This window comes from Paenibacillus sp. J22P169, from assembly GCF_059691995.1.
In genome coordinates this window covers 1961122-1980048 of the sequence record NZ_JCAUAO010000001.1, presented here as the reverse complement: position 1 = coordinate 1980048, position 18927 = coordinate 1961122, and the positions used below count along the sequence as shown (strand labels likewise).

Below are 18927 nucleotides of genomic sequence, written 5' to 3'. Positions count from 1 at the left end.
ATTCACGTAACTTAGTCTGGTTGGGGAGAGAGTAGAGAGTAAAGAGTAGAGCGTGTGTGTAGAGAGAGTAGTGAGTAGAGTATAGAGATTAGCGTTAGTTTAGTATGTAGAGAGAACAGAGAGTGTAGAGTGTATGAAGATTGAAGAGAGATGTGTGATAAGTGAAGCGTAAAGGTAGTCGTGGAAGTTGAAGTGTTCTTGTAGATATCACAGAAAATTGTCTCAGTGAAATAGGGAGGGTGGCAAGAACTTGATTTCACATAACATTCAGTGGAAGTAGATTCTATTTTTGGGGATTTTGCGATATGATAGAGAAATTCAAACCAAATTTATACATGGGAAGGGAGACGCTTCAATCATGCTGCAGAGACCGAGTCATGACGAATATTCATCCTATTATACGGGGTATATTGGGTTGGTACCCGATGGTGATTATGTTTCCATTTTGAATAGTCAAGAAAAGGCACTTGTATCACTATTTTCACAATTAACTGAAGAACAGGCCTTATCTCGCTATGCCACCGGGAAATGGAGTTTGAAAGAGGTTCTGGGTCATATCACAGATACGGAACGCATCATGAGCTATAGACTATTGCGCATTGCCCGCGGGGATACAACGGATTTACCCGGCTTTGATCAGGATATTTTCATTGATAATAATACTTTTGATGAGGTAGCCTTATCGGATTTGTTGAAGGAATTCCAAGCTGTACGACAGGCTACGTTGGCGCTCTTACCTACGATCTCTGAACAAGCTTGGGCTCGTCGTGGAACAGCTAATTCGTACGTTATTTCTGCCCGTGCACTCGCATATGTCGTTGCTGGGCATGTTCAGCATCATCTTAACATCGTAGAGCAGAAGTACTTGTAAAAACAGAAAAAGCCTGAAATCCGCAATCAGTGGATTTCAGGCTTTTCGATTAATAAAGTGAAAGTGCCAGCGAGTCACGTTCATTCAACGAATGAAGGATCGCTTCGCACCCGACAATCTCGATGCTAATGATTGAATCCAGACATTTCTTGAGTGTTGCTCTACCTTTGGTTACTTTGGCCTCAAGTGCTGACTTCAGTAAATTGAATTTCTTTTTATTTTTCTCATCGGAGTATACGGGCACAGGTTTGTTATGAATCGTTATAAACATTTTCATGAGTTCCACCATCCTAAGAATTGGATATAGTACTAGCATATCGGATTATTATTAATAGAACCTTAAAATAGTTTTACAATTTTAAGACAAATAAGAGATTGCTATGTATTTTCGTATATAGATAATACGATTTAGCGGCTGAAAATGTTTCATACTATGGAAAGGAATATTGAATATTGTGTGAATTTAATCAATTAATCTGCATTAGGTGTGCTGCATATTTTGTCGATAAGCTTTGGGGGAAGTCCCGAAGCGTTGCTTAAAAGCACGATGAAAGTACGGGTAGGAACCAAAGCCGCAGCTCAGCGCGATTTGTTCTAAGGACATGGAACTATCATGCATGCGTTCAACCGCGCTTGATAAGCGCACTTCCGTCGCGTATTGGATCATCGTTTTACCAAAATATTCTTTGAACAAATGAACAGCTCGGGAGATACTAAGTCCTACGTGGTCTGCAACATCTTCAATTTTGAATGCAGCTGTGGCATGTGCCTCAATAAATCGTTTCATGCGAGTACCTGTAAAAGGACGACCTTGCACTGTTTCTGTAGCTGCACGCTCGAGATAAAGGCATAGGGCTTGGAGTAAATAACCACTTAACTCGGGATTCTCATCTTCCATCCTGCGCTTTTCCAGACTTAATTGCCGCCAGAGGGATATTAATCTGGGGTCGATGTCTATGCGCATACAGGTTGGTTTGTTGTTGCGTTTCCACCAAGCATCAATCCAGTCACCTTTACAAAATAAGTAATAGTCTCCGCTGGCGATTTTACCGTCATTCGCAGACGCAGTTAGTTGATTGCCGATACGCAGTTCGTAGGGATCACCTGGTTTAAATAGGAGCAAGTGGCCGGCTTCTATTGTGATCATCTGACCGTCGACAAGCGCTTCGCTTGTTCCTTCTGTTTGTAATCGAAAAAGATAAGATTGGAGTCCGGATTTGGTACTCACAAAAAACGGGTCCATGTGAAAAGAATACCCACAAGTTAATAGTTCAGCTTTCATATATATTCGCCTTTCGTAGCCAAATAAGAGATGTTTTAATTATATCGTGAATGGTCATAATAGGCTAATCTCGCTTATACTAAGTCCATGGTTATTATTATCGATTTCACTATGAGAAAAGAGGAGAACAAATGGGACGTTTAGGAATTGGTCTTCAATTGTACACATTGAGAGATGATATGGCACGTGATATGGAAGGTACACTTCGCCATGTTGCGAAGTTAGGATATGAAGGCGTTGAGTTTGCTGGCTATTATGATATGCCTGCAGATCAACTTAAGAGCCTGCTTGATGAACTTGGATTGAAAGCTTTCGGAAGCCATATCAGCTTGCAAAGATTCCGTGATAATTTTCAAGGTGAGATCGATTATTTGAAAACAATCGGCGCTACATATGCAATCTGCCCTTATGTTGGTGCAGAAGAGCGTGAGTCTGTAGATCAATGGAAAGCACTAATTGCAGAATGTCAGGCACTTGCTGTTGAGACACAAAAACAAGGCTTGCAGTTCCTTTATCACAACCACGATTTCGAATTCCATTATAAAGTGGATGAAGAGTTCGTTTTCGACGCTATGTATGCGAATAATGATGCAATTAAAGTTGAAATGGACGTTTGTTGGGTTCAATTTGCAGGTCAAGACCCACTTGCTTACATTGCCAAATATGCAGGACGTCTGCCTTTAGTACATTTCAAAGATTTCACAAAAGACGCTGAAGGTAAACTTGTTACTTTGGAGTTGGGCTTAGGCGATGTACCATTAGATAAAGTCATCGTTGCTGCTGAACAAGCAGGTGTTGAGTGGCTAGTCGTAGAGCAAGATCACTGCCAGAAAGCACCTTTAACTAGTATCGAAAACAGCTTTAACTGGGTAAAAGAGCATTACTTAAACGTTCATAACTAATTATTCTTATAAGTAGAGGGAGTATTAATCCGATGAGTAAAATTAAAGTAGCCGTCATTGGCTGTGGTTCCATCTCCAAGCATAGACATATCCCAGAATACGCATCAAATTCGAATGTTGAGATTGTTGCATTTGTAGATCCGATCATCGAAAGAGCGGAGCACTACGCACAGTTGCATGGCGGTAAAGCATATAGCAACTATGTTGACATGTTGAAAGCAGAAAAAGTTGATGCAGTTAGCGTATGTACACCGAACTACCTTCACGCTGAAATCTCCATCGCCGCGGCTAATGCTGGCGCGCACGTACTTGTTGAGAAGCCAATGGCTACATCAGCTGCAGAATCCGAGGCTATGATTGAAGCTGCGAAGAAAAATGGCGTTTTCTTGATGGTTGGCCACAACCAACGCTTAATGCCTCCGCACGTGAAAGCCAAAGAAATTTTGGAAACCGGTAAACTTGGGAAAGTTCTTACATTCCGTACTTCGTTCGGTCATCCAGGTCCTGAGGGGTGGAGTGTTGATGGTCGTGAGAGCTGGTTCTTCCGTAAGGAAGAAGCACTTATGGGCGCGATGGGCGATCTTGGCGTTCACAAGTCCGACTTGATCCGTTGGTTGCTTGATGACGAAGTGGCTCAAGTAGCAGCTTTCGTTGGTACGCTTCACAAAGAAGGTACAGACATTGATGACAACGCAACTTGTTTGCTTCGTATGAAGAGCGGTGCAACAGGCTCTCTAGTAGCGAGTTGGACTTACTACAAAGGCCAAGATAACTCCACGGTTCTATGGTGTGAGAATGGCGTTATCAAAATCGATACAGATCCGAATGATCAAGTGATCGTTGAGCTTCGTAATGGTACGGTTGAGCGTTACAAAGTGGGTCAAGTAGCAACGAATGAGAAACAAACATCCAGCGGCGTTATCGACGAGTTCGTTACTAGCATTGTAAACAAACAAGCACCTCGCATTTCAGGCGAAGAGGGCTACCAAGCGTTGAAAGTGATTCTAGCTGCGTTCGAATCTGAAGCAACTGGCAAAATCATTAATCTGTAATTTAGATGATTGTATAGGAAAGGCTCATCCCTGGAGGGGTGAGCTTTTTCCCTTTTTTTTGATAGCCAGAAGGCGGGCGTAGAAAAGCCCCAAATCCTCAAGATGAGAATAAGGGGCTATCTGAATATGATTTAACGTCCGCCGATATCAATGGATACGGAGTTTGACTTGCCTACAATGGTTTCTTTGGAGTCCTTCACGTTCACTTGGATGTCCCAAAGACCTGTTTTGAGTAGAGCTCCTTCAACCAAGGCTGTAGCGGTATGCTCATCTTTCCACGTCGTAGGTATTGCTTTCCCATTTAAGGCAACATATCCGAGTGGTGGAAGATTATTTCCCGTTACCGTAAGTGTAATGGATGTACGACCTGAAATATCTTGCGAGTCTGCTTCTACTTTATCTAAGCTAATGGGCCCGAAACCGAGCATGTATTTAGGATCAATGATCGGTGTCAAATAATTTTTGTAAGCATGTCGGTCTCCGAAAAGAATATCATATTGCAAGGTTTCGTAATCTTTCAGATCCTCTTCCTTAATGTTCATTTCAGCAAAATGATCTTTAGGAGGAATGACAGGATACTTTTTAGCTAATTCAGTCAAGAAGTTCGTATAGTAATTGCCTTGCTGCTTGGATAAGCCAATTAAATAAGGTCCCAAGAAGGATGGGCTAATATTCAAGTTGTCTTTGTGCTCTGTGTCGAAATTATTCCACACAACAAGCGGTACACTGTACATTTTTTTCAAGAAATCAGGGTCATCCTTGCCGCTAATATACTTCGTGTCAATATACGTAGCATAATCATCACCAAGGGCTGGGAGATGATCTCCCCAGAAGGCAATAATCGTAGGCTCGCCTTTTTTCTCATAGTATTCTACTAATTCCTTCAACATATTATCAGACCCATTAATACCTTGGGCAAGCGTTTCAAGCATCCCAACAGAAGAAGCAGAGAAGTTGCCTGTTACGTTAAAGGTGTTTTTCGGGAATTTGCCAGGGTAGAAATGGAAATGATTTTCCATCGTGTTCGCAAACACGAAATCAGAGCCTGAACTTTGCTCAGTTGCGTGAATAATGTTAGCAGCAACCTCACTATCCGCGATATAAGGACCGGAATACGTCGGTTTAAAATACTCTATCGGAATATATTTGGAAAAGCCGAAGTCTTGATAGATTTTATTACTGTTGAAGTACCAATTATAAAAAGGACTAATAGCTGTTGAAGTGTAGCCTTGGCGCGCATAAATACTCGCTAATGAATCGACTTCATTTGAAATATATTGATTATAGGCAATGGAGCCTTGCGGCAAGAAACGCATGGAGTTGCCTGTAAGTACTTCGAATTCCACATTGGCTGTTCCACCGCCATATTGAGGTGAAAGCATGCTTCCGCTCGTTCCAGACTTCTGCAGTTTATGGAAGAAAGGAATCGGATCTTTGTCGAACTTTACACCAGGAATAATTGTTGGATCCCAGAAAGCTTCACTTAAAATAACAATGACATTCGGCTTAATTGGTTTTGTACCATCACCAGCTTTTACGGGCGGCTGGGGTGATGCATTTACAATGGCTTCAACCGCTTTATCATCATAGCCTTCACGGCTATCCGAGAACATAGCTCTAGTGTTAAGAACAGTTGCAAGCGCATAACCGTTTGTTTTGGTATTCTGCACTTGATTCCAGACAGCAGCTTCGATGCCGAACCACTTCTGAACAGGCAGCGGCAGATCTGTATAGACAGCCAAAAACATAACTAAACCAACACCAGCAAGAATTCCTCGTTCTTTTAAGGCTACTTTTTTAATAAACATGGTTGTACGGTAGAGGATGAAGTAACTGCCAACAAGGAACAGGAGAATGACAGATAGTACGTTAAATGTCAAAATGTTGGATAAATATTTCACCATATCAGAGGCTTCGCCCGCTACAACTAAGTCCCAAGGCGTTAGAGGCACGCCTAAAATTTTGAGCTTTACGCCGCTAATGAGCGCCAGGATAATGAGAAACCCCGAAATCACCCAATACGCGATTCGCGTCCGCCCGATGATTGCAACGAATAACAATAGAAGACTTACCACAATCCATTCATTGAAAAGCAGCTCGAGAATGTGTCGATAACTCCATGTCATCATTTCAATATAATTCCCGCGGCTCAAAATCTCCATGATCAGCACAGGAATTACTGCAAGTAATAAAAGGGGCAGCCTCGGCCGAATAACCAATAACAAACGTTCAATGTGTTGTTTCATAGATTCTCCTGTACAAATATAAGTTAAAAGTCCTTGAACACCTGATATTATACCATGCATTTCGACATTATTCGATGGTATCTCTATGAAAATTAGATAGATTGCAGGAAAATGGTGGTTATTTCAAGAATACTTATAAAGAGTAGACAAGGTAGGAGGGGACTCAATTATGGCTAAAGAACAAATGCAGCTAAAGAGAGAAGCAGCTATGCAGCTTCAACATCGTAAAATGACAAAAAGTGCGTTTTTTCGTCGAGGATTGTTCTTATTTATTGGTGCCATTTTAATGTCAGTTGGGTTAGAAATATTCTTAGTGCCTAATCGAATTATTGATGGGGGCATTACGGGGATTTCGATCATTTTATCTTATTTAACGCAAGGGCCGATCGGCGTGTTCTTGTTCTTATTAAATATTCCTTTCTTATTCATCGGTTATAAATTGATTGGTAAAACGTTTGCATTATCTACGCTTTTCGCTATTCTAGTTATGTCGACAGGCACGGCTTTGCTGCATCCAGTAAAGGAGCTTACCAACGATCCGTTGTTAGCCGCGGTATTCGGTGGAATTATTCTTGGCATTGGTGTAGGGATGGTTATCCGTTTCGGGGGATCATTGGATGGAACAGAAATCGTTGCGATTCTAGTTTCGAAAAAGATTCCTTTCTCGGTCGGCGAGATCGTGATGTTTTTCAACTTATTCATTCTTGGTAGTGCTGGGTTTGTCTACACGTGGGACCGCGCTATGTACTCGTTAATTGCGTATTTCATTGCTTATAAAATGATTGATGTTACGATCGAAGGCTTCGATGAGTCGAAGTCCGTATGGATCATAAGCGACAACTTTAGAGAAATCGGAGAAGCGATTCTGGATCGCTTGGGTCGCGGCGTTACTTACTTAGAAGGAGAAGGTGGCTTCTCCGGAGATAATAAAAAGGTCATCTTCTGCGTGATTACGCGGTTAGAAGAAGCTAAACTGAAATCCATTGTGGATGGACTTGATCCTAAAGCCTTTCTTGCGGTTGGCAATATCCATGATGTCAAAGGCGGAAGATTCAAGAAGCGAGATATCCACTAGTCGGATTTCTCCTTCTCCACTTCCTTTTCGTTATCTTTATGAGAAGGTCCGCGCTCGAACAAACCTAGATTTCTTAGTTGCTGAGCGGCATCCTTGCTGCTCGGACTCCCCAGCTTTTTCAAAATATGACCCACATGAATTTTCACCGTTCGCAATGAAATGAAGAACCGATTGGCAATTTCCGTCTGTGTATGTCCTTGGTCGATCATATCAAGGACTTGAAGCTCAGTTGGGGTGATGAGATCACGCACTTCTTTAATCTTGAACTGCTGCTCCAGCCGCTTCAGTCTGCGGAATTCCTCACGCATCTGTTCAGCTACTGCTGCATTAATTGTGGATTGGCGTGCATGAGCTGCCCGAATAATGCCTGGGAGCTCCTCAAAACGCGATTTTATTTGATAGTCGATTGCTCCAGCTTGGAAGGAACGGAAGATAAAATCTTTCTCTTCCATCGAGGTCAGCATGATAACCTTAGCTCCCCAAGATAGAAAAGCTTGCTCCGCCAGTCCTATGCCAGCAGGTTCATTTTGCAGCATAATATCCATGAGTACGACATCAGCAGAAGGTGATTGACGAAATAATGCTTGCGCTTCCTCTGCAGTAGACCCGCTCTCCACGACAGTTATATCTCCCTGCCGATTCAAATAATCGGTGAGACCGCGCAGCCAATCAAGATCATCTTCAACAATCAGTATGCGAATCGCTTCCATTCCGAATCTTCCTCCCCTCAAATTCTCTACCGCTGTCCCGGAAACGTGAGATAGACACTTGTGCCTTTACCAGGTTCGCTGTTAATTTCCAAGCTTCCTCCGTGTTTTTTCATGACGCTGTAGCAATAAGCTAGCCCCAGCCCAAAGTTATTCCGATTGCTGCTTTTGGTGGTGTAGAACGGTTCTACAGCTTGTTTGAGCACGGTTTTCTCCATCCCGATCCCCGTATCCTTGATTTCGAGAACGATATTTTTTTTATTTGTAAAAGCTTTAATAGATAGTTCTCCGCCGGTATTCATCGCTTCTATCGCATTCATTAGAATATTCGTTAGGGTTTCTGCAACTTGAATCTGATCAAGCCGAAGTTCAAGGCCATCAGGCAGTTCTAGCTGGACTTGAATCGCCTCCAAATAACCTTCGAGGGGTTCCATGACATCTTCAACCAATTGACGTACATTCACTTGTGAAAGGCGTAGAGGAAGCTCTTGCGTTTGTTCATGTACACGACTAATCATATCTTGAATGTGCCTAGATGCGTTCATAACGACATGGATATCTTGTGTGAGTTCTGTTTGCCCAGTGTCCATAGCGTGCTGCTTCATTTTCTCTAAAAACAAACGCATTTTCCCCACATCATTTTTGATCGCATGATTAAGAATGGCTGTACCGGACGTAATGGCGCGGAGGGTAGAATCCAGTTTACGGCGCTCAATGAGCAGTCGAATACCAAGAAATCCGTATTTGAAAAATGTAAATACAAAGAATGGCACGACAAAGGCCAAAATCCACACGTGATAAATCCACAAGCGATAGAAACCGAAGCTAGGCATGACATAGTTGAGAATGCCAACACAAAGTATAGGCGGGAGTAGTGCAAGGCACGTGAACAAATGTGTCCGCTTCATCGCTGGGAGATGCTCTTTTTTGAGGACAATCAGCAAAGAACCAATTAGGATATAGGGGAACGCCCAAGTTGCGACGATACGGAAATTGATTGGCATTTCTTCGGTATAACCAGGTAATAAGATCAAACAAATAAGTGGTGGTACAAGCAAGCCTAGAGGTAACCATGTGCGTAAGAGAGGCTTTTGCCATGTTGAATGATAGGCTAGAGCAAGTATTGCGAAAGAATAAGGTAATCCATAATAGGAGAGCAATGAGCTGAAACTCATAACACGATAAAAGAAGGCGCTTAGCGACGGATTTGGCGCTGTTTCTTGGAAATAAGGGATGACATCTGCTGATATGACGGCAGCCAAGGCACCTGACCCGCCAGTAAAAGCAACTGCGCTCATCCATCGCATTGTACGTGAACTGGGGTCGACAATCAGCAAACCTGATGCGATGAACCAAAGTGCAAAAAGGACAAAAAGCATGTGTTCCTCCGTCAAAGTGTCATTTTGATAGTCCTATTGTGGCATGGCGTAATCGTTTGCACAAGAGTTTCCTTTCTAAGAAATGGGAGGTTTTGCGTAGTTTTTCACGAATAGATTCTTAATGAGAGGAGTGATTAGATATCGAATTGAAGAAGAGAAAGTCGTTCCCCATCCTTCAGATTGTGGGGAAGGTACTATTAACACTAATTTTCATCATTGTCATTACTGTCATCCTATCTATAGCAGTTGCCATTATGGCAGTGAGGCTAAATCCTGATCTCATTGCAAGTATGGAGGCGGTCACTAGCAATCCCTTTTTTATAAAAGGGTCACTATGGGCACAAATTGCAGGATTTATTAGCGGGGTTTATCTAGCTTTCTATATCTTCGAGAGGAAAAAAGGATGGTCGTTAGGACTGCATACCATGCAATTTGGCCGTCGTTTAGGTGAAGGCTTCGGTTGGGGAGCTGCCCTGATCACCATTAGCAGTTTAGGGATATGGTTGTTCGGTGGCATTCACATCGTTAACATGGATTGGAGCTTGTCGAAGGGGTTCGCAATTGGAGGGAGTTTTCTTCTGTTTATTGGCGTGGCGCTCAACGAAGAACTTTTTGCACGAGGTTATTTACAAGGCATTGTGAAACATCGATATGGTCCAAAGATTGCAGTTGGGGTATCAACGATTGTATTCGCTTTGCTGCATAGCTTCAATCCAGGGATGTGGAGTACACCATTTCCTTTTATCAATATCCTTTTGGCTGGACTTCTGATGGGCTTGTGTCGTGAGTATTCCGGGAGTTTGTGGATGCCTTTAGGGCTGCACTTGGCTTGGAATTTCATGCAAGGATGTATATTTGGTTTTGACGTTTCAGGCATTCCCATGACATCTCTCATTACGACAGAAACGAGAGGTGCTTTGGTGATATCGGGTGGCGCTTTTGGGGCAGAGGGAAGTCTAATTACGAGTGTTATTCTTGTACTTGGCATCGTAATGATTTATAACTATTATCAAACCCGAAATCGTTTTAACGAAACACCGCAAATCAGTAATCATCATAAAAATCATTAAGGGGGATTTAACGTTGAGTCAGTATGAACTTATACATAGTGAATGGGAAGGGGAGTCGACGCTAAGACTCGTCGACCATCAAGCAGAAGCCGTGGCTGAAATTATTCCGGCTGTCGGCTTGCACCTGTTCCGCTTCGACGTGCGGAACCACAGCTACATCGCGAAGCCCGACGACTTGTCGGAGCTTCGCGTCAATTCCTCGCGCTACGGCGTGCCCATTCTGTTCCCGCCGGGGCGCGTCAAACAAGCGGCGTTCACCTTCGGTGGCCGCGAATACCGGCTCCCGGCGAATCGGGAGCCTGATCACGCCCACGGCCAGCTGCGCGAGCGGCCGTGGAAGGTCGTTGCCAGCGGCGCGGACGCGGCTGGCGGGGCTTATGTCTCCGCGGAGTTTGACATCGCGGAGACGCCGGACATGCTGGCGTATTTCCCACACGCCGCATGCTTCCGCTTCACGTACCGTCTGAAGGACGGTACGCTGTCGCTCAGCGGTGAAATAGCCAACCGCGGCGGCGATACGATGCCGCTGTCACTTGGCTTTCACCCGTACTTCGCGTTCGCGGAAGGCGAAGCGGACCGCGTGTGTGTAACGATTCCCGCGGTGGCAGAATGGCCGCTTACCGCGGGTGGGTTTGCGGCAGGTGAACCCGTGCCGACAGCGCTCACAGCGGGCTTGCAGAAAGGCGAGACGGTGTCATCGCTGCCTAGGTATCCTGGCGGCTCACAGATGCTTAGCATTGCGCCTGGGACGCAAGTATGCGAGATAGCCTATGAGGCACGGGGAACGAAGCTTGTCTTTGAAATGGGAGATAAATTCCCGATTCACGTACTTTTCACAGCGCCATGGACAAACGCAGTTTCACTTGAACCTTACACAAGCATTATGAACGTGTTCAATGAATCTTTCCCAACTGAAATGTCAGGTGCTCAAGGGCTAGAGCCAGGAGCTACCTTTACTTTCAATTGGGCCATTCACATTCAAAAGATCTAAGTCACCAAGGCTCATACCCAAACCCAGTGGACGAATAGCCTTGATAAGCATGCTGATGCAGCTGCACAATAAGCCCTTCCATTTGAGCTGATTTAACCAGAGCGCCTCTTCTGCTCGTGTTATAAAGATTTTGATCCACAACACCTTGCAAGAAGTGAATATGTGTACCATTTGCCAATGCAATTGGTGGCCCTGTAATGCCATAGAATGCATGATAATGTCCATACTTAATGCCTGAAATACCTTGGTATTGATGAACATGTTGGTCATACGACGTACCGTTCACATTGAAGGTATATAGGCGCAAAAGATGATGGTGCCCCAAGTCTTCCGATGTAACCGTCGTGAAGAAATGAACATGAGCAGGCGGAATGATCATCACTGCACAAAAGCCCCCTAAGAGTAGGATATGCTTCATCCTATTCATAGGGGGCTTTTGTCATGACGATGGGAGTGGATAAAGGTTGGATTGACCGATCTTCATCTTTTTATCATCATACACGCGTATTTCAACTTGATGGGGCTTGTTTGGATCTAGAGCAGGATTGGTTGATAGATCTACATAAAGCGTATCCTTGCCATCAAAATTTGATTTCATTTCCGTCCCATCAATATAAACATTGCAAGAGGAAAAGAAGGGAGAACCAGTTACCAGAATTTTATTCTCAGCCTTAGTGACCTTCGAAATCACGGGATCACCGTACCCAAGTGTGTAACTAGGTTGTACGATCGTATCTTTGTAGCCCTTAGCTTCATAGCCATATCGGCCACCAAAGAGATTATCATACTGCAGCTTCGCATAGCCTTCGAGATCACTCGCCTGAATGTTATAGGTCGACCACATTTCTTGCGGTGGAATGACAGGTATTTTCTTCGATATCTCATATAAATAATCTGTATAATAACTTCCCTTTACACCTGCCAAATGCAACAGCATCGGCCCTAAAAAAGAAGGGCTTGAAGTCAAATTCAGCTTCTCTTGTTCAGCTGGAACGAAGTTATTCCAGATCACAAATGGCGTATAATGCGTCTTCGTATACAGATCAGGGTCATTAGGAAGCACATACTTGGCATCGCGGTATACTTTATAATCTTCCTCAAAGAAAGGGAAGTGGTCTCCAAAAAATAAGATAATCGTCGGCTCTGACTTTTTTGAATAATAATCGACCAGAGATTGCAGTGCCTGATCTGTTGCTGTGATACCTTGTGCATAAGTTTCTAGGATACTTTTCGATTCAGCCGAAATATCACCGGTAACCTGAATCGTATTCTTGCTAAACTTTCCAGGTGGATAAGGATGATGATTTTCCATCGTATTGGCAAAAACGAAATCAGGCCCGGCACTTTTTTCGGTTTCCTCAATAATTTTGTTTACAACGGCATGATCTGCATAGTTTGGTCCTGAGAAATCATTGGGGAAATATTCACTCGAAATAAATCGCGAAAAACCGAAATGCTTATACACTTTTCTGCTATCAAAGAAATAGCTAAAAAAAGGATTAATCGCTGTCGCCGTATATCCTTGTCTAGTCGTAATGCTCGCCAAGGAATCTACACCATGATTCATATATTCGATATATGGAATGATCTTATCGGGTGATTTACCGAAAAAACGCATCGAATTCCCCGACAACACCTCAAACTCAACATTAGCTGTACTTCCACCGAATTGCGGAGATAACATCTTCCCGTTAGTAAATTTTTTCTGCAGCTCATGCAAATGAGGAATAGGATCGCGGCTGAATGTTACATTTTTCATCGTCGTTGGATCGAAAAATGACTCTCCCAACATAACAATAATATTCGGCTTTTTCTCACTCGCAGCTGGTTTATCCGGGATCTGGTCCAGAAGGGCATTGATTGCTTTTTTACTATAACCATCAGGCTTCTCGACCTTCAGAAAGTTAAGCATTTGTACCGATGAATACAAATATCCATTCTCGTCATAAGTAATCGTTTGGTCCCAAGGTACTGTGTACATCCCATATAGTTTTGTGAAAGATATAGGTTTATCCATATACAAACTAGTCGCCATTACAAGTGCGATTACACCGTATACACAGCGTTCGATCCAGTTAAACCGAATAGTATGCTTACGCAAAAAGAAATGAAACAGACAGCCCACAACCAAGATAAATAGCAACATATAGCCAATAATACGATTATTTAAATAACCGCTCAAAAACTTCTTATACTCCATAAGTTGATTATTAAAATAAAGATCCCATGGATAATAAGGCGAACCAATCGCCTTTAATTTACTGCCGCTAATCGCGCCCATAGGTATTAACACGGCAGACAGGAGCCAGAACGAAAGCCGAGTTCTACCCGTTACAGCAATTAGAAACAAATACAAAGCACCGACAACAAAATAAGCAAGCACCACTGCAAAAGGATAAGTCGTGAACCAATGATGCAGCTCTTTGTAGGTGCCCCTTTCCAAATATTCAACCATATACATCAAAATAAAAGGAAGAATTACAATCATAATGCGAGTAGGCACCTGCTTGAGCGCCTTGAGTAAAGTAGTCATTCGTAAAACTCCTCATATCAGCTTATAAAAACCCGACTCTCCATGTGGAGATGCCGGGTGATATTGAACCTTAGATCATGCTTCGTCCGTACCCTCTGCACTAATTTGCTCTAAAGCCTGTAGAAACGTAGCCGCTGGTTGAGCTCCTGTTAAAGCATATTTACGGTTAATGACGAAGAAGGGGACACCAGTAACGCCAGCTTGACTGGCAAAAGCAAGGTCATCCTCAACCTGTTCCAAGCCTTCCTTGGCGTTTAATCGGATGCGTGTTTGCTGCGGATCCATGCCCAGCCGATCTGCAGCTTCAAGCAGGAATTCCACATCACCAATATCTTTTCCATCTTCAAAATAAGCTTTGAATAAATCATCAACAAGTTGCTTTTTGACTTCTTCAGGTGCAATTGCAATAAGCTGATGCGCTTTTAACGTGTTCGGCATTTTAGTTACTCGAGAAAAATCAAAATGTAAACCGGATGCTTGTCCAGCCTGAGTTACTTGTTGAAGCATCCCTTGCAGCTTACCTTCATCCGCACGAAATTTCTTGCGCATAAGTGTCTCAAAATGCTCCCCCTCGATAGGAGTCGAAGGATCAAGTTGATAGGCGCGATAGTGAATCTCAACAGGTTCAGCAGTAAAATCTTGTAGGGCATCCGTTAAATTTTTCTTCCCGATGCGGCACCAGGGACACACTAAATCTTGAAATATCTCAATTCTCATCTCGAATAAACTCCTTCAATCCTAAATAATAGCATAAAATGTCCAAAATCCTCGATCCATCTCCACTCAACATTATAACCTAAACCTGATCATTGTCACTATGAGCTGCCCTATGAGCTGCCTTAAACCCGAACCCCGCCAGCGAAAAGCAACCCAACCCAATACAATGCAACCCATCACAGTCCAATGACTAACCTCAAGGCAGACCAATACCCGAACCCGAACCCGAACCCACTAAGCCGACATTACCGAAGGCGCAGCTCATCTCCTCAAACTTATTGATCCCAACCCATTGCATTGCTTAGAGCAGTCCAACTGACCCAATCCAAACACCCCTAACCTGGCACCACAAGTCCTGATTTAAGTTGAATTACCATAAAATTCCACCTGGCTATTCGCTTCTTCGAAATCTAATTTTCTGTGATATCTACAAGTCATACGCGAGAGAAACTCTAACCCCTTAGCAGAGTCCAGTTCAATTATTCATAGATGTATCCCCGCGGAAGTGATGAGCACGTCCAAAATTAAAATTGTCATACGAACATCTTGAAGTATTTGTTGGGCGGGTCGAGCAATTTTACTTCTTATTTAATGACTTGTATGTGTCACAGTTTTTGTTGTCTAAGGAATAACAGCATCCTTGAAATAAATGTATAAATGTGAAAATATAACCATAAAATTATTTACATGAGAACGTTTGTTTGATATAATAATATTAAATATAGAACATAAGTTCTTATTTGGGGTGTGGAGATGAATTTTGAATCTATCGCTTGTGAATCGTCAGCTTGCCATACTGAAGAGGCGTGCGAAGAATTTCTCATGAAATTGCGTTGGTCAAATGGATTTCATTGCCCTCGATGTGATCACCATGAAGCTTTTCAAATTCAAACGCGCAGATTATTAGAGTGTAAAGAGTGCAGAATGCAAATTTCGATTACGGCAGGCACGATCATGCATAAATCTAAATTACCCTTACTTACTTGGTTCAGAGCAATTCAGACGTTATTTGAGCTTGGGTCCGAAATTACGGCATATGGTCTATCAGCGATGTTACAAATTAACTATAGGAGTGCTAAGCTGCTGATTCGAAAAATTTGTTATGCCTTCAAAGTTGAAGAAAGTCGTTTAATGGCTTTTCGCAAATTAAAGGCTGCTCGTACTAAAGCAGTAAAAGAGGTTTCTTTACCAAACGTTAAAGCTAACATAGGGGATCAGTTTGAGTTCATACCTTACATAGCTTCTAAAGTAACTGAACTAAATAAGAAGTTACTGATGAAATCCTTGGTGTCGATTCACTTATATACAAGTTTTTTGAAGTGTTTTCAGTTATGAAGGTGGAGTGAAGCGTTGGATTTGACGGGATTCCTATTTTCATGCAAGATGGTTAGTGAAGGTAACTATTCTACTAAGGAAATAGGAGATTACAGATGAAACGGGTACTTCTAGCACCCATCCATTTTTATCGTAAGTTTATTTCGCCACTCAAGCCACCTACATGTCGATTTTATCCCACGTGCTCGCAATATGCGCTAGAGGCAATCGAAGTTCATGGGCCTATGAAAGGTTCTTGGTTATCCGCGAAACGAATCTGCAAATGCCATCCATTTCACCCTGGTGGCGTGGACCATGTCCCAGCAAAGAGGAAAAATTAATTTAGAGGATTCTGTCCGCTTGACATGCGGCTATTTTTTTCGATATATTGTGCTTAAAGATGCTAAATATTGTTGATTTCGATGAACGGATAAGTACAATCAGATGCCTATGAACAGAGAGCCGGGTCAGGTGCAAGCCGGTATAGGAGCATGTTTGGAATATGGTCCCGGAGAATAGACCTTCGAGCTTCTCAGCACAAGTGTGTATAGCAGCAGTGCTTACACCTAGAATGCGGAGAGTAAGCTGGTCTCGTGTCCCAGCGTTAATGGGCAAGTCGTAATAGACTTACTGAGCCCCGAGCTTGTGAAAGGCGGGGGAACCTGGGTGGTACCGCGTGAGTTCAACTCTCGTCCCAAGATGGATGAGGGTTTTTTGTGTTTTCTACTATCCGATATTGGAGGAACGAATAATGTCAGAACAATCAAAAACGTTTTACATTACCACGCCGATTTATTACCCGAGTGATAAACTGCATATTGGCCATGCCTATTCGACAGTTGCTGGTGACGCAATGGCTCGATACAAAAGATTACAAGGTTATGATGTTAGGTATTTAACAGGTACAGATGAACATGGACAGAAAATTGAACGAAAAGCACAAGAAAAAGGTACAACACCGCAAGCGTTTGTAGATAATATCGTGTCCGGCATTAAAGAGCTGTGGGCGAAGCTTGATATTTCCTATGATGATTTTATTCGTACGACGGAGGATCGTCATAAGGATGCAGTTGCGAAGATTTTTCAACGGTTACTTGATCAGGGGGATATTTATTTAGGTGAATATGAAGGTTGGTATTGTATTCCGGATGAATCTTTTTTCCTTGAGAGTAAGTTAGTTGATGGAAAATGTCCGGATTGCGGGCGTCCTGTAGAGAAGATGAAGGAGCAAACGTATTTCTTCCGGATGAGCAAGTATGCGGATAGACTCGTCCAGTATTATGAGGAAAACCCTGATTTCATTCAGCCTGAATCACGGAAGAATGAAATGCTAAATAACTTCATTAAGCCCGGCTTAGAGGATTTGGCTGTATCAAGAACAACCTTTGACTGGGGAATCAAGGTTCCTGGTGATCCTAAACATGTTATCTATGTTTGGATTGATGCACTTTCCAATTATATAACTGCACTTGGCTATGGGTCGGATGATGAATCAATCTTTAAGACGTATTGGCCGGCAGATGTTCACTTAATGAGTAAAGAAATTGTTCGATTCCATACGATTTATTGGCCAATTATGTTGATGGCCTTAGATTTACCACTTCCGAAAAAGGTGTTTGCACACGGATGGTTGCTGATGAAGGATGGCAAAATGTCCAAATCCAAAGGCAATGTTGTGGATCCTGTAACACTTATTGACCGTTATGGACTGGATGCTCTTCGTTATTACCTAATGAGAGAAGTTCCGTTTGGAGCTGACGGAACATTTACACCAGAAAGCTTTGTCGAACGTGTGAATCATGATCTTGCTAATGATTTAGGTAATTTGTTGAACCGTACAATCGTGATGATTGACAAGTATTTTGCCGGTAAAATCCCGTCTTATATTCCTGGCGCTACTGAGTTTGATGAAACTCTATTAGAAACGGTACGTACGACTGTAGCGAAGTATGAGGAATCGATGGAGAAAATGGAGTTTTCCATTGCGCTTTCCGCGGTGTGGCAGTTGATTAGCCGCACGAATAAATATATCGACGAGACGCAACCTTGGTCGATGGTGAAAGATGAAGCCAAACGCGAGACACTTGGCTCAGTCATGTATGTGCTGGCTGAATCCCAGCGCATCTCGTCCGTACTTCTTCGTCCTTTCTTGACGAAGACGCCAGAACTGATTTGGGCGCAGCTAGGCTTAGCTGCTGAAGATCTGCCACGCTTGACTGCGTGGGAGAGTGTGCAGACCTTCGGGCATCTCCCTGCCGGCACTACGGTGCAAAAGGGAGAGCCTATGTTCCCGAGACTCGACGTAGCGGCAGAAGTCGCCTATATCGTCGAGGCGATGGGCGGCGGTGCTTCTGTAAGCACCGATGAGCCTAAAGCGCCAGCAGCTGCCGCGGCTGCTGCTAGTGAAGCTGTGCCCGCGCCGGAGCCTAAAGAAGAAATCGGCATTGACGATTTCGCGAAGGTTGAGCAGCGCGTTGCACAAGTGATTTCGGCGGAGCCTGTGAAAGGCGCCGACAAGCTTCTCAAGCTGCAGCTCGATCTGGGCTATGAGCAGCGCCAAGTCGTTTCGGGCATCGCGAAGTTCTACTCGCCCGATGATCTTGTTGGACGCAAGGTGATTTGCGTCACGAACTTGAAGCCCGCCAAGCTGCGCGGCGAGCTGTCGCAGGGGATGATTCTCGCCGCTTCACACGGCGATCAACTCACGCTAGCGACCGTTCCGGATTCGATGCCGAACGGTGCGATCGTGAAATAATAGCCTTGAACACGAAAGACCCTTTTCCTGAAT

General features: G+C 43.4%; 17 protein-coding genes. 9 read left to right on the top strand and 8 right to left on the bottom strand.

Going from position 1 to position 18927, the window contains the following annotated elements; all coding sequences use genetic code 11:
* Positions 1–358 precede the first annotated feature (358 nt).
* Positions 359–871 carry a DinB family protein gene (locus AC58QG_RS09465; protein WP_497361797.1) on the top strand — a complete coding sequence of 171 codons (513 nt, stop codon included), beginning with the start codon at positions 359–361 and terminating at the stop codon, positions 869–871.
* Between the two features lie 49 nt (positions 872–920).
* Here AC58QG_RS09465 and AC58QG_RS09460 read toward each other — a convergent pair whose 3' ends face one another.
* Together AC58QG_RS09460 and AC58QG_RS09455 are read right to left on the bottom strand one after the other, a co-directional pair.
* The gene (locus tag AC58QG_RS09460) at positions 921–1148 is read right to left on the bottom strand and encodes a hypothetical protein (protein WP_028554145.1); all 228 of its coding nucleotides are present in this window, start codon (positions 1146–1148) and stop codon (positions 921–923) included.
* A 204-nt stretch (positions 1149–1352) separates the two neighbouring features.
* Positions 1353–2153 (bottom strand): AraC family transcriptional regulator, encoded by an 801-nt coding sequence (locus tag AC58QG_RS09455; protein ID WP_497361796.1) that lies wholly within the window; start codon positions 2151–2153, stop codon positions 1353–1355.
* 131 nt (positions 2154–2284) lie between these two features.
* On the opposite strand from AC58QG_RS09455, the gene AC58QG_RS09450 reads away from it, so the two are divergent.
* Positions 2285–3055, top strand: a complete 771-nt coding sequence (locus tag AC58QG_RS09450) for a sugar phosphate isomerase/epimerase family protein (protein WP_497361795.1) — start codon at positions 2285–2287, stop codon at positions 3053–3055.
* A 32-nt stretch (positions 3056–3087) separates the two neighbouring features.
* Positions 3088–4107: a Gfo/Idh/MocA family protein gene (locus tag AC58QG_RS09445; RefSeq protein ID WP_497361794.1), complete on the top strand. Its 1020-nt coding sequence runs from the start codon at positions 3088–3090 to the stop codon at positions 4105–4107.
* Between the two features lie 131 nt (positions 4108–4238).
* Here AC58QG_RS09445 and AC58QG_RS09440 read toward each other — a convergent pair whose 3' ends face one another.
* Positions 4239–6353 carry an LTA synthase family protein gene (locus AC58QG_RS09440; protein ID WP_497361793.1) on the bottom strand — a complete coding sequence of 705 codons (2115 nt, stop codon included), beginning with the start codon at positions 6351–6353 and terminating at the stop codon, positions 4239–4241.
* Between the two features lie 208 nt (positions 6354–6561).
* Between AC58QG_RS09440 and AC58QG_RS09435 the strand changes: the two genes are divergently transcribed.
* Positions 6562–7428 carry a YitT family protein gene (locus tag AC58QG_RS09435; RefSeq protein ID WP_497362822.1) on the top strand — a complete coding sequence of 289 codons (867 nt, stop codon included), beginning with the start codon at positions 6562–6564 and terminating at the stop codon, positions 7426–7428.
* Here AC58QG_RS09435 and AC58QG_RS09430 read toward each other — a convergent pair.
* Both AC58QG_RS09430 and AC58QG_RS09425 read right to left on the bottom strand, forming a co-directional pair.
* Positions 7425–8138: a response regulator transcription factor gene (locus AC58QG_RS09430; RefSeq protein WP_497361792.1), complete on the bottom strand. Its 714-nt coding sequence runs from the start codon at positions 8136–8138 to the stop codon at positions 7425–7427. The two genes, AC58QG_RS09435 and AC58QG_RS09430, sit on opposite strands and share 4 nt — an antisense overlap.
* Positions 8139–8164: 26 nt before the next feature.
* Complete coding sequence (locus AC58QG_RS09425) at positions 8165–9514, bottom strand: sensor histidine kinase (RefSeq protein WP_497361791.1); 1350 nt, start codon at positions 9512–9514, stop codon at positions 8165–8167.
* 182 nt (positions 9515–9696) lie between these two features.
* On the opposite strand from AC58QG_RS09425, the gene AC58QG_RS09420 reads away from it, so the two are divergent.
* Positions 9697–10584 carry a CPBP family intramembrane glutamic endopeptidase gene (locus tag AC58QG_RS09420; RefSeq protein WP_497361790.1) on the top strand — a complete coding sequence of 296 codons (888 nt, stop codon included), beginning with the start codon at positions 9697–9699 and terminating at the stop codon, positions 10582–10584.
* 91 nt (positions 10585–10675) lie between these two features.
* Entirely contained in the window at positions 10676–11575 is a 900-nt protein-coding gene (locus tag AC58QG_RS09415) for an aldose 1-epimerase (RefSeq protein ID WP_497362821.1), read from the top strand.
* 1 nt (position 11576) lies between these two features.
* Here AC58QG_RS09415 and AC58QG_RS09410 read toward each other — a convergent pair whose 3' ends face one another.
* The 3 genes from AC58QG_RS09410 to AC58QG_RS09400 form a co-directional block, all read right to left on the bottom strand.
* Complete coding sequence (locus tag AC58QG_RS09410) at positions 11577–11954, bottom strand: YmaF family protein (protein WP_497362820.1); 378 nt, start codon at positions 11952–11954, stop codon at positions 11577–11579.
* Positions 11955–12014: 60 nt separating this feature from the next.
* Positions 12015–14108 carry an LTA synthase family protein gene (locus tag AC58QG_RS09405; RefSeq protein WP_497361789.1) on the bottom strand — a complete coding sequence of 698 codons (2094 nt, stop codon included), beginning with the start codon at positions 14106–14108 and terminating at the stop codon, positions 12015–12017.
* Between the two features lie 75 nt (positions 14109–14183).
* Positions 14184–14825 carry a DsbA family oxidoreductase gene (locus AC58QG_RS09400; RefSeq protein ID WP_497361788.1) on the bottom strand — a complete coding sequence of 214 codons (642 nt, stop codon included), beginning with the start codon at positions 14823–14825 and terminating at the stop codon, positions 14184–14186.
* Positions 14826–15578: 753 nt separating this feature from the next.
* On the opposite strand from AC58QG_RS09400, the gene AC58QG_RS09395 reads away from it, so the two are divergent.
* The 3 genes from AC58QG_RS09395 (at position 15579) to metG (ending at position 18894) form a co-directional block, all read left to right on the top strand.
* Positions 15579–16160 carry a transposase gene (locus AC58QG_RS09395; protein ID WP_497361787.1) on the top strand — a complete coding sequence of 194 codons (582 nt, stop codon included), beginning with the start codon at positions 15579–15581 and terminating at the stop codon, positions 16158–16160.
* A gap of 95 nt (positions 16161–16255) precedes the next feature.
* A complete protein-coding gene (gene yidD, locus AC58QG_RS09390) occupies positions 16256–16480 on the top strand; it encodes a membrane protein insertion efficiency factor YidD (protein ID WP_497361786.1) in 225 nt (74 codons plus the stop codon).
* Positions 16481–16890: 410 nt separating this feature from the next.
* On the top strand, positions 16891–18894 hold the full coding sequence (gene metG, locus AC58QG_RS09385) for a methionine--tRNA ligase (RefSeq protein ID WP_497361785.1): 2004 nt from the start codon (positions 16891–16893) through the stop codon (positions 18892–18894).
* Positions 18895–18927: the final 33 nt, after the last annotated feature.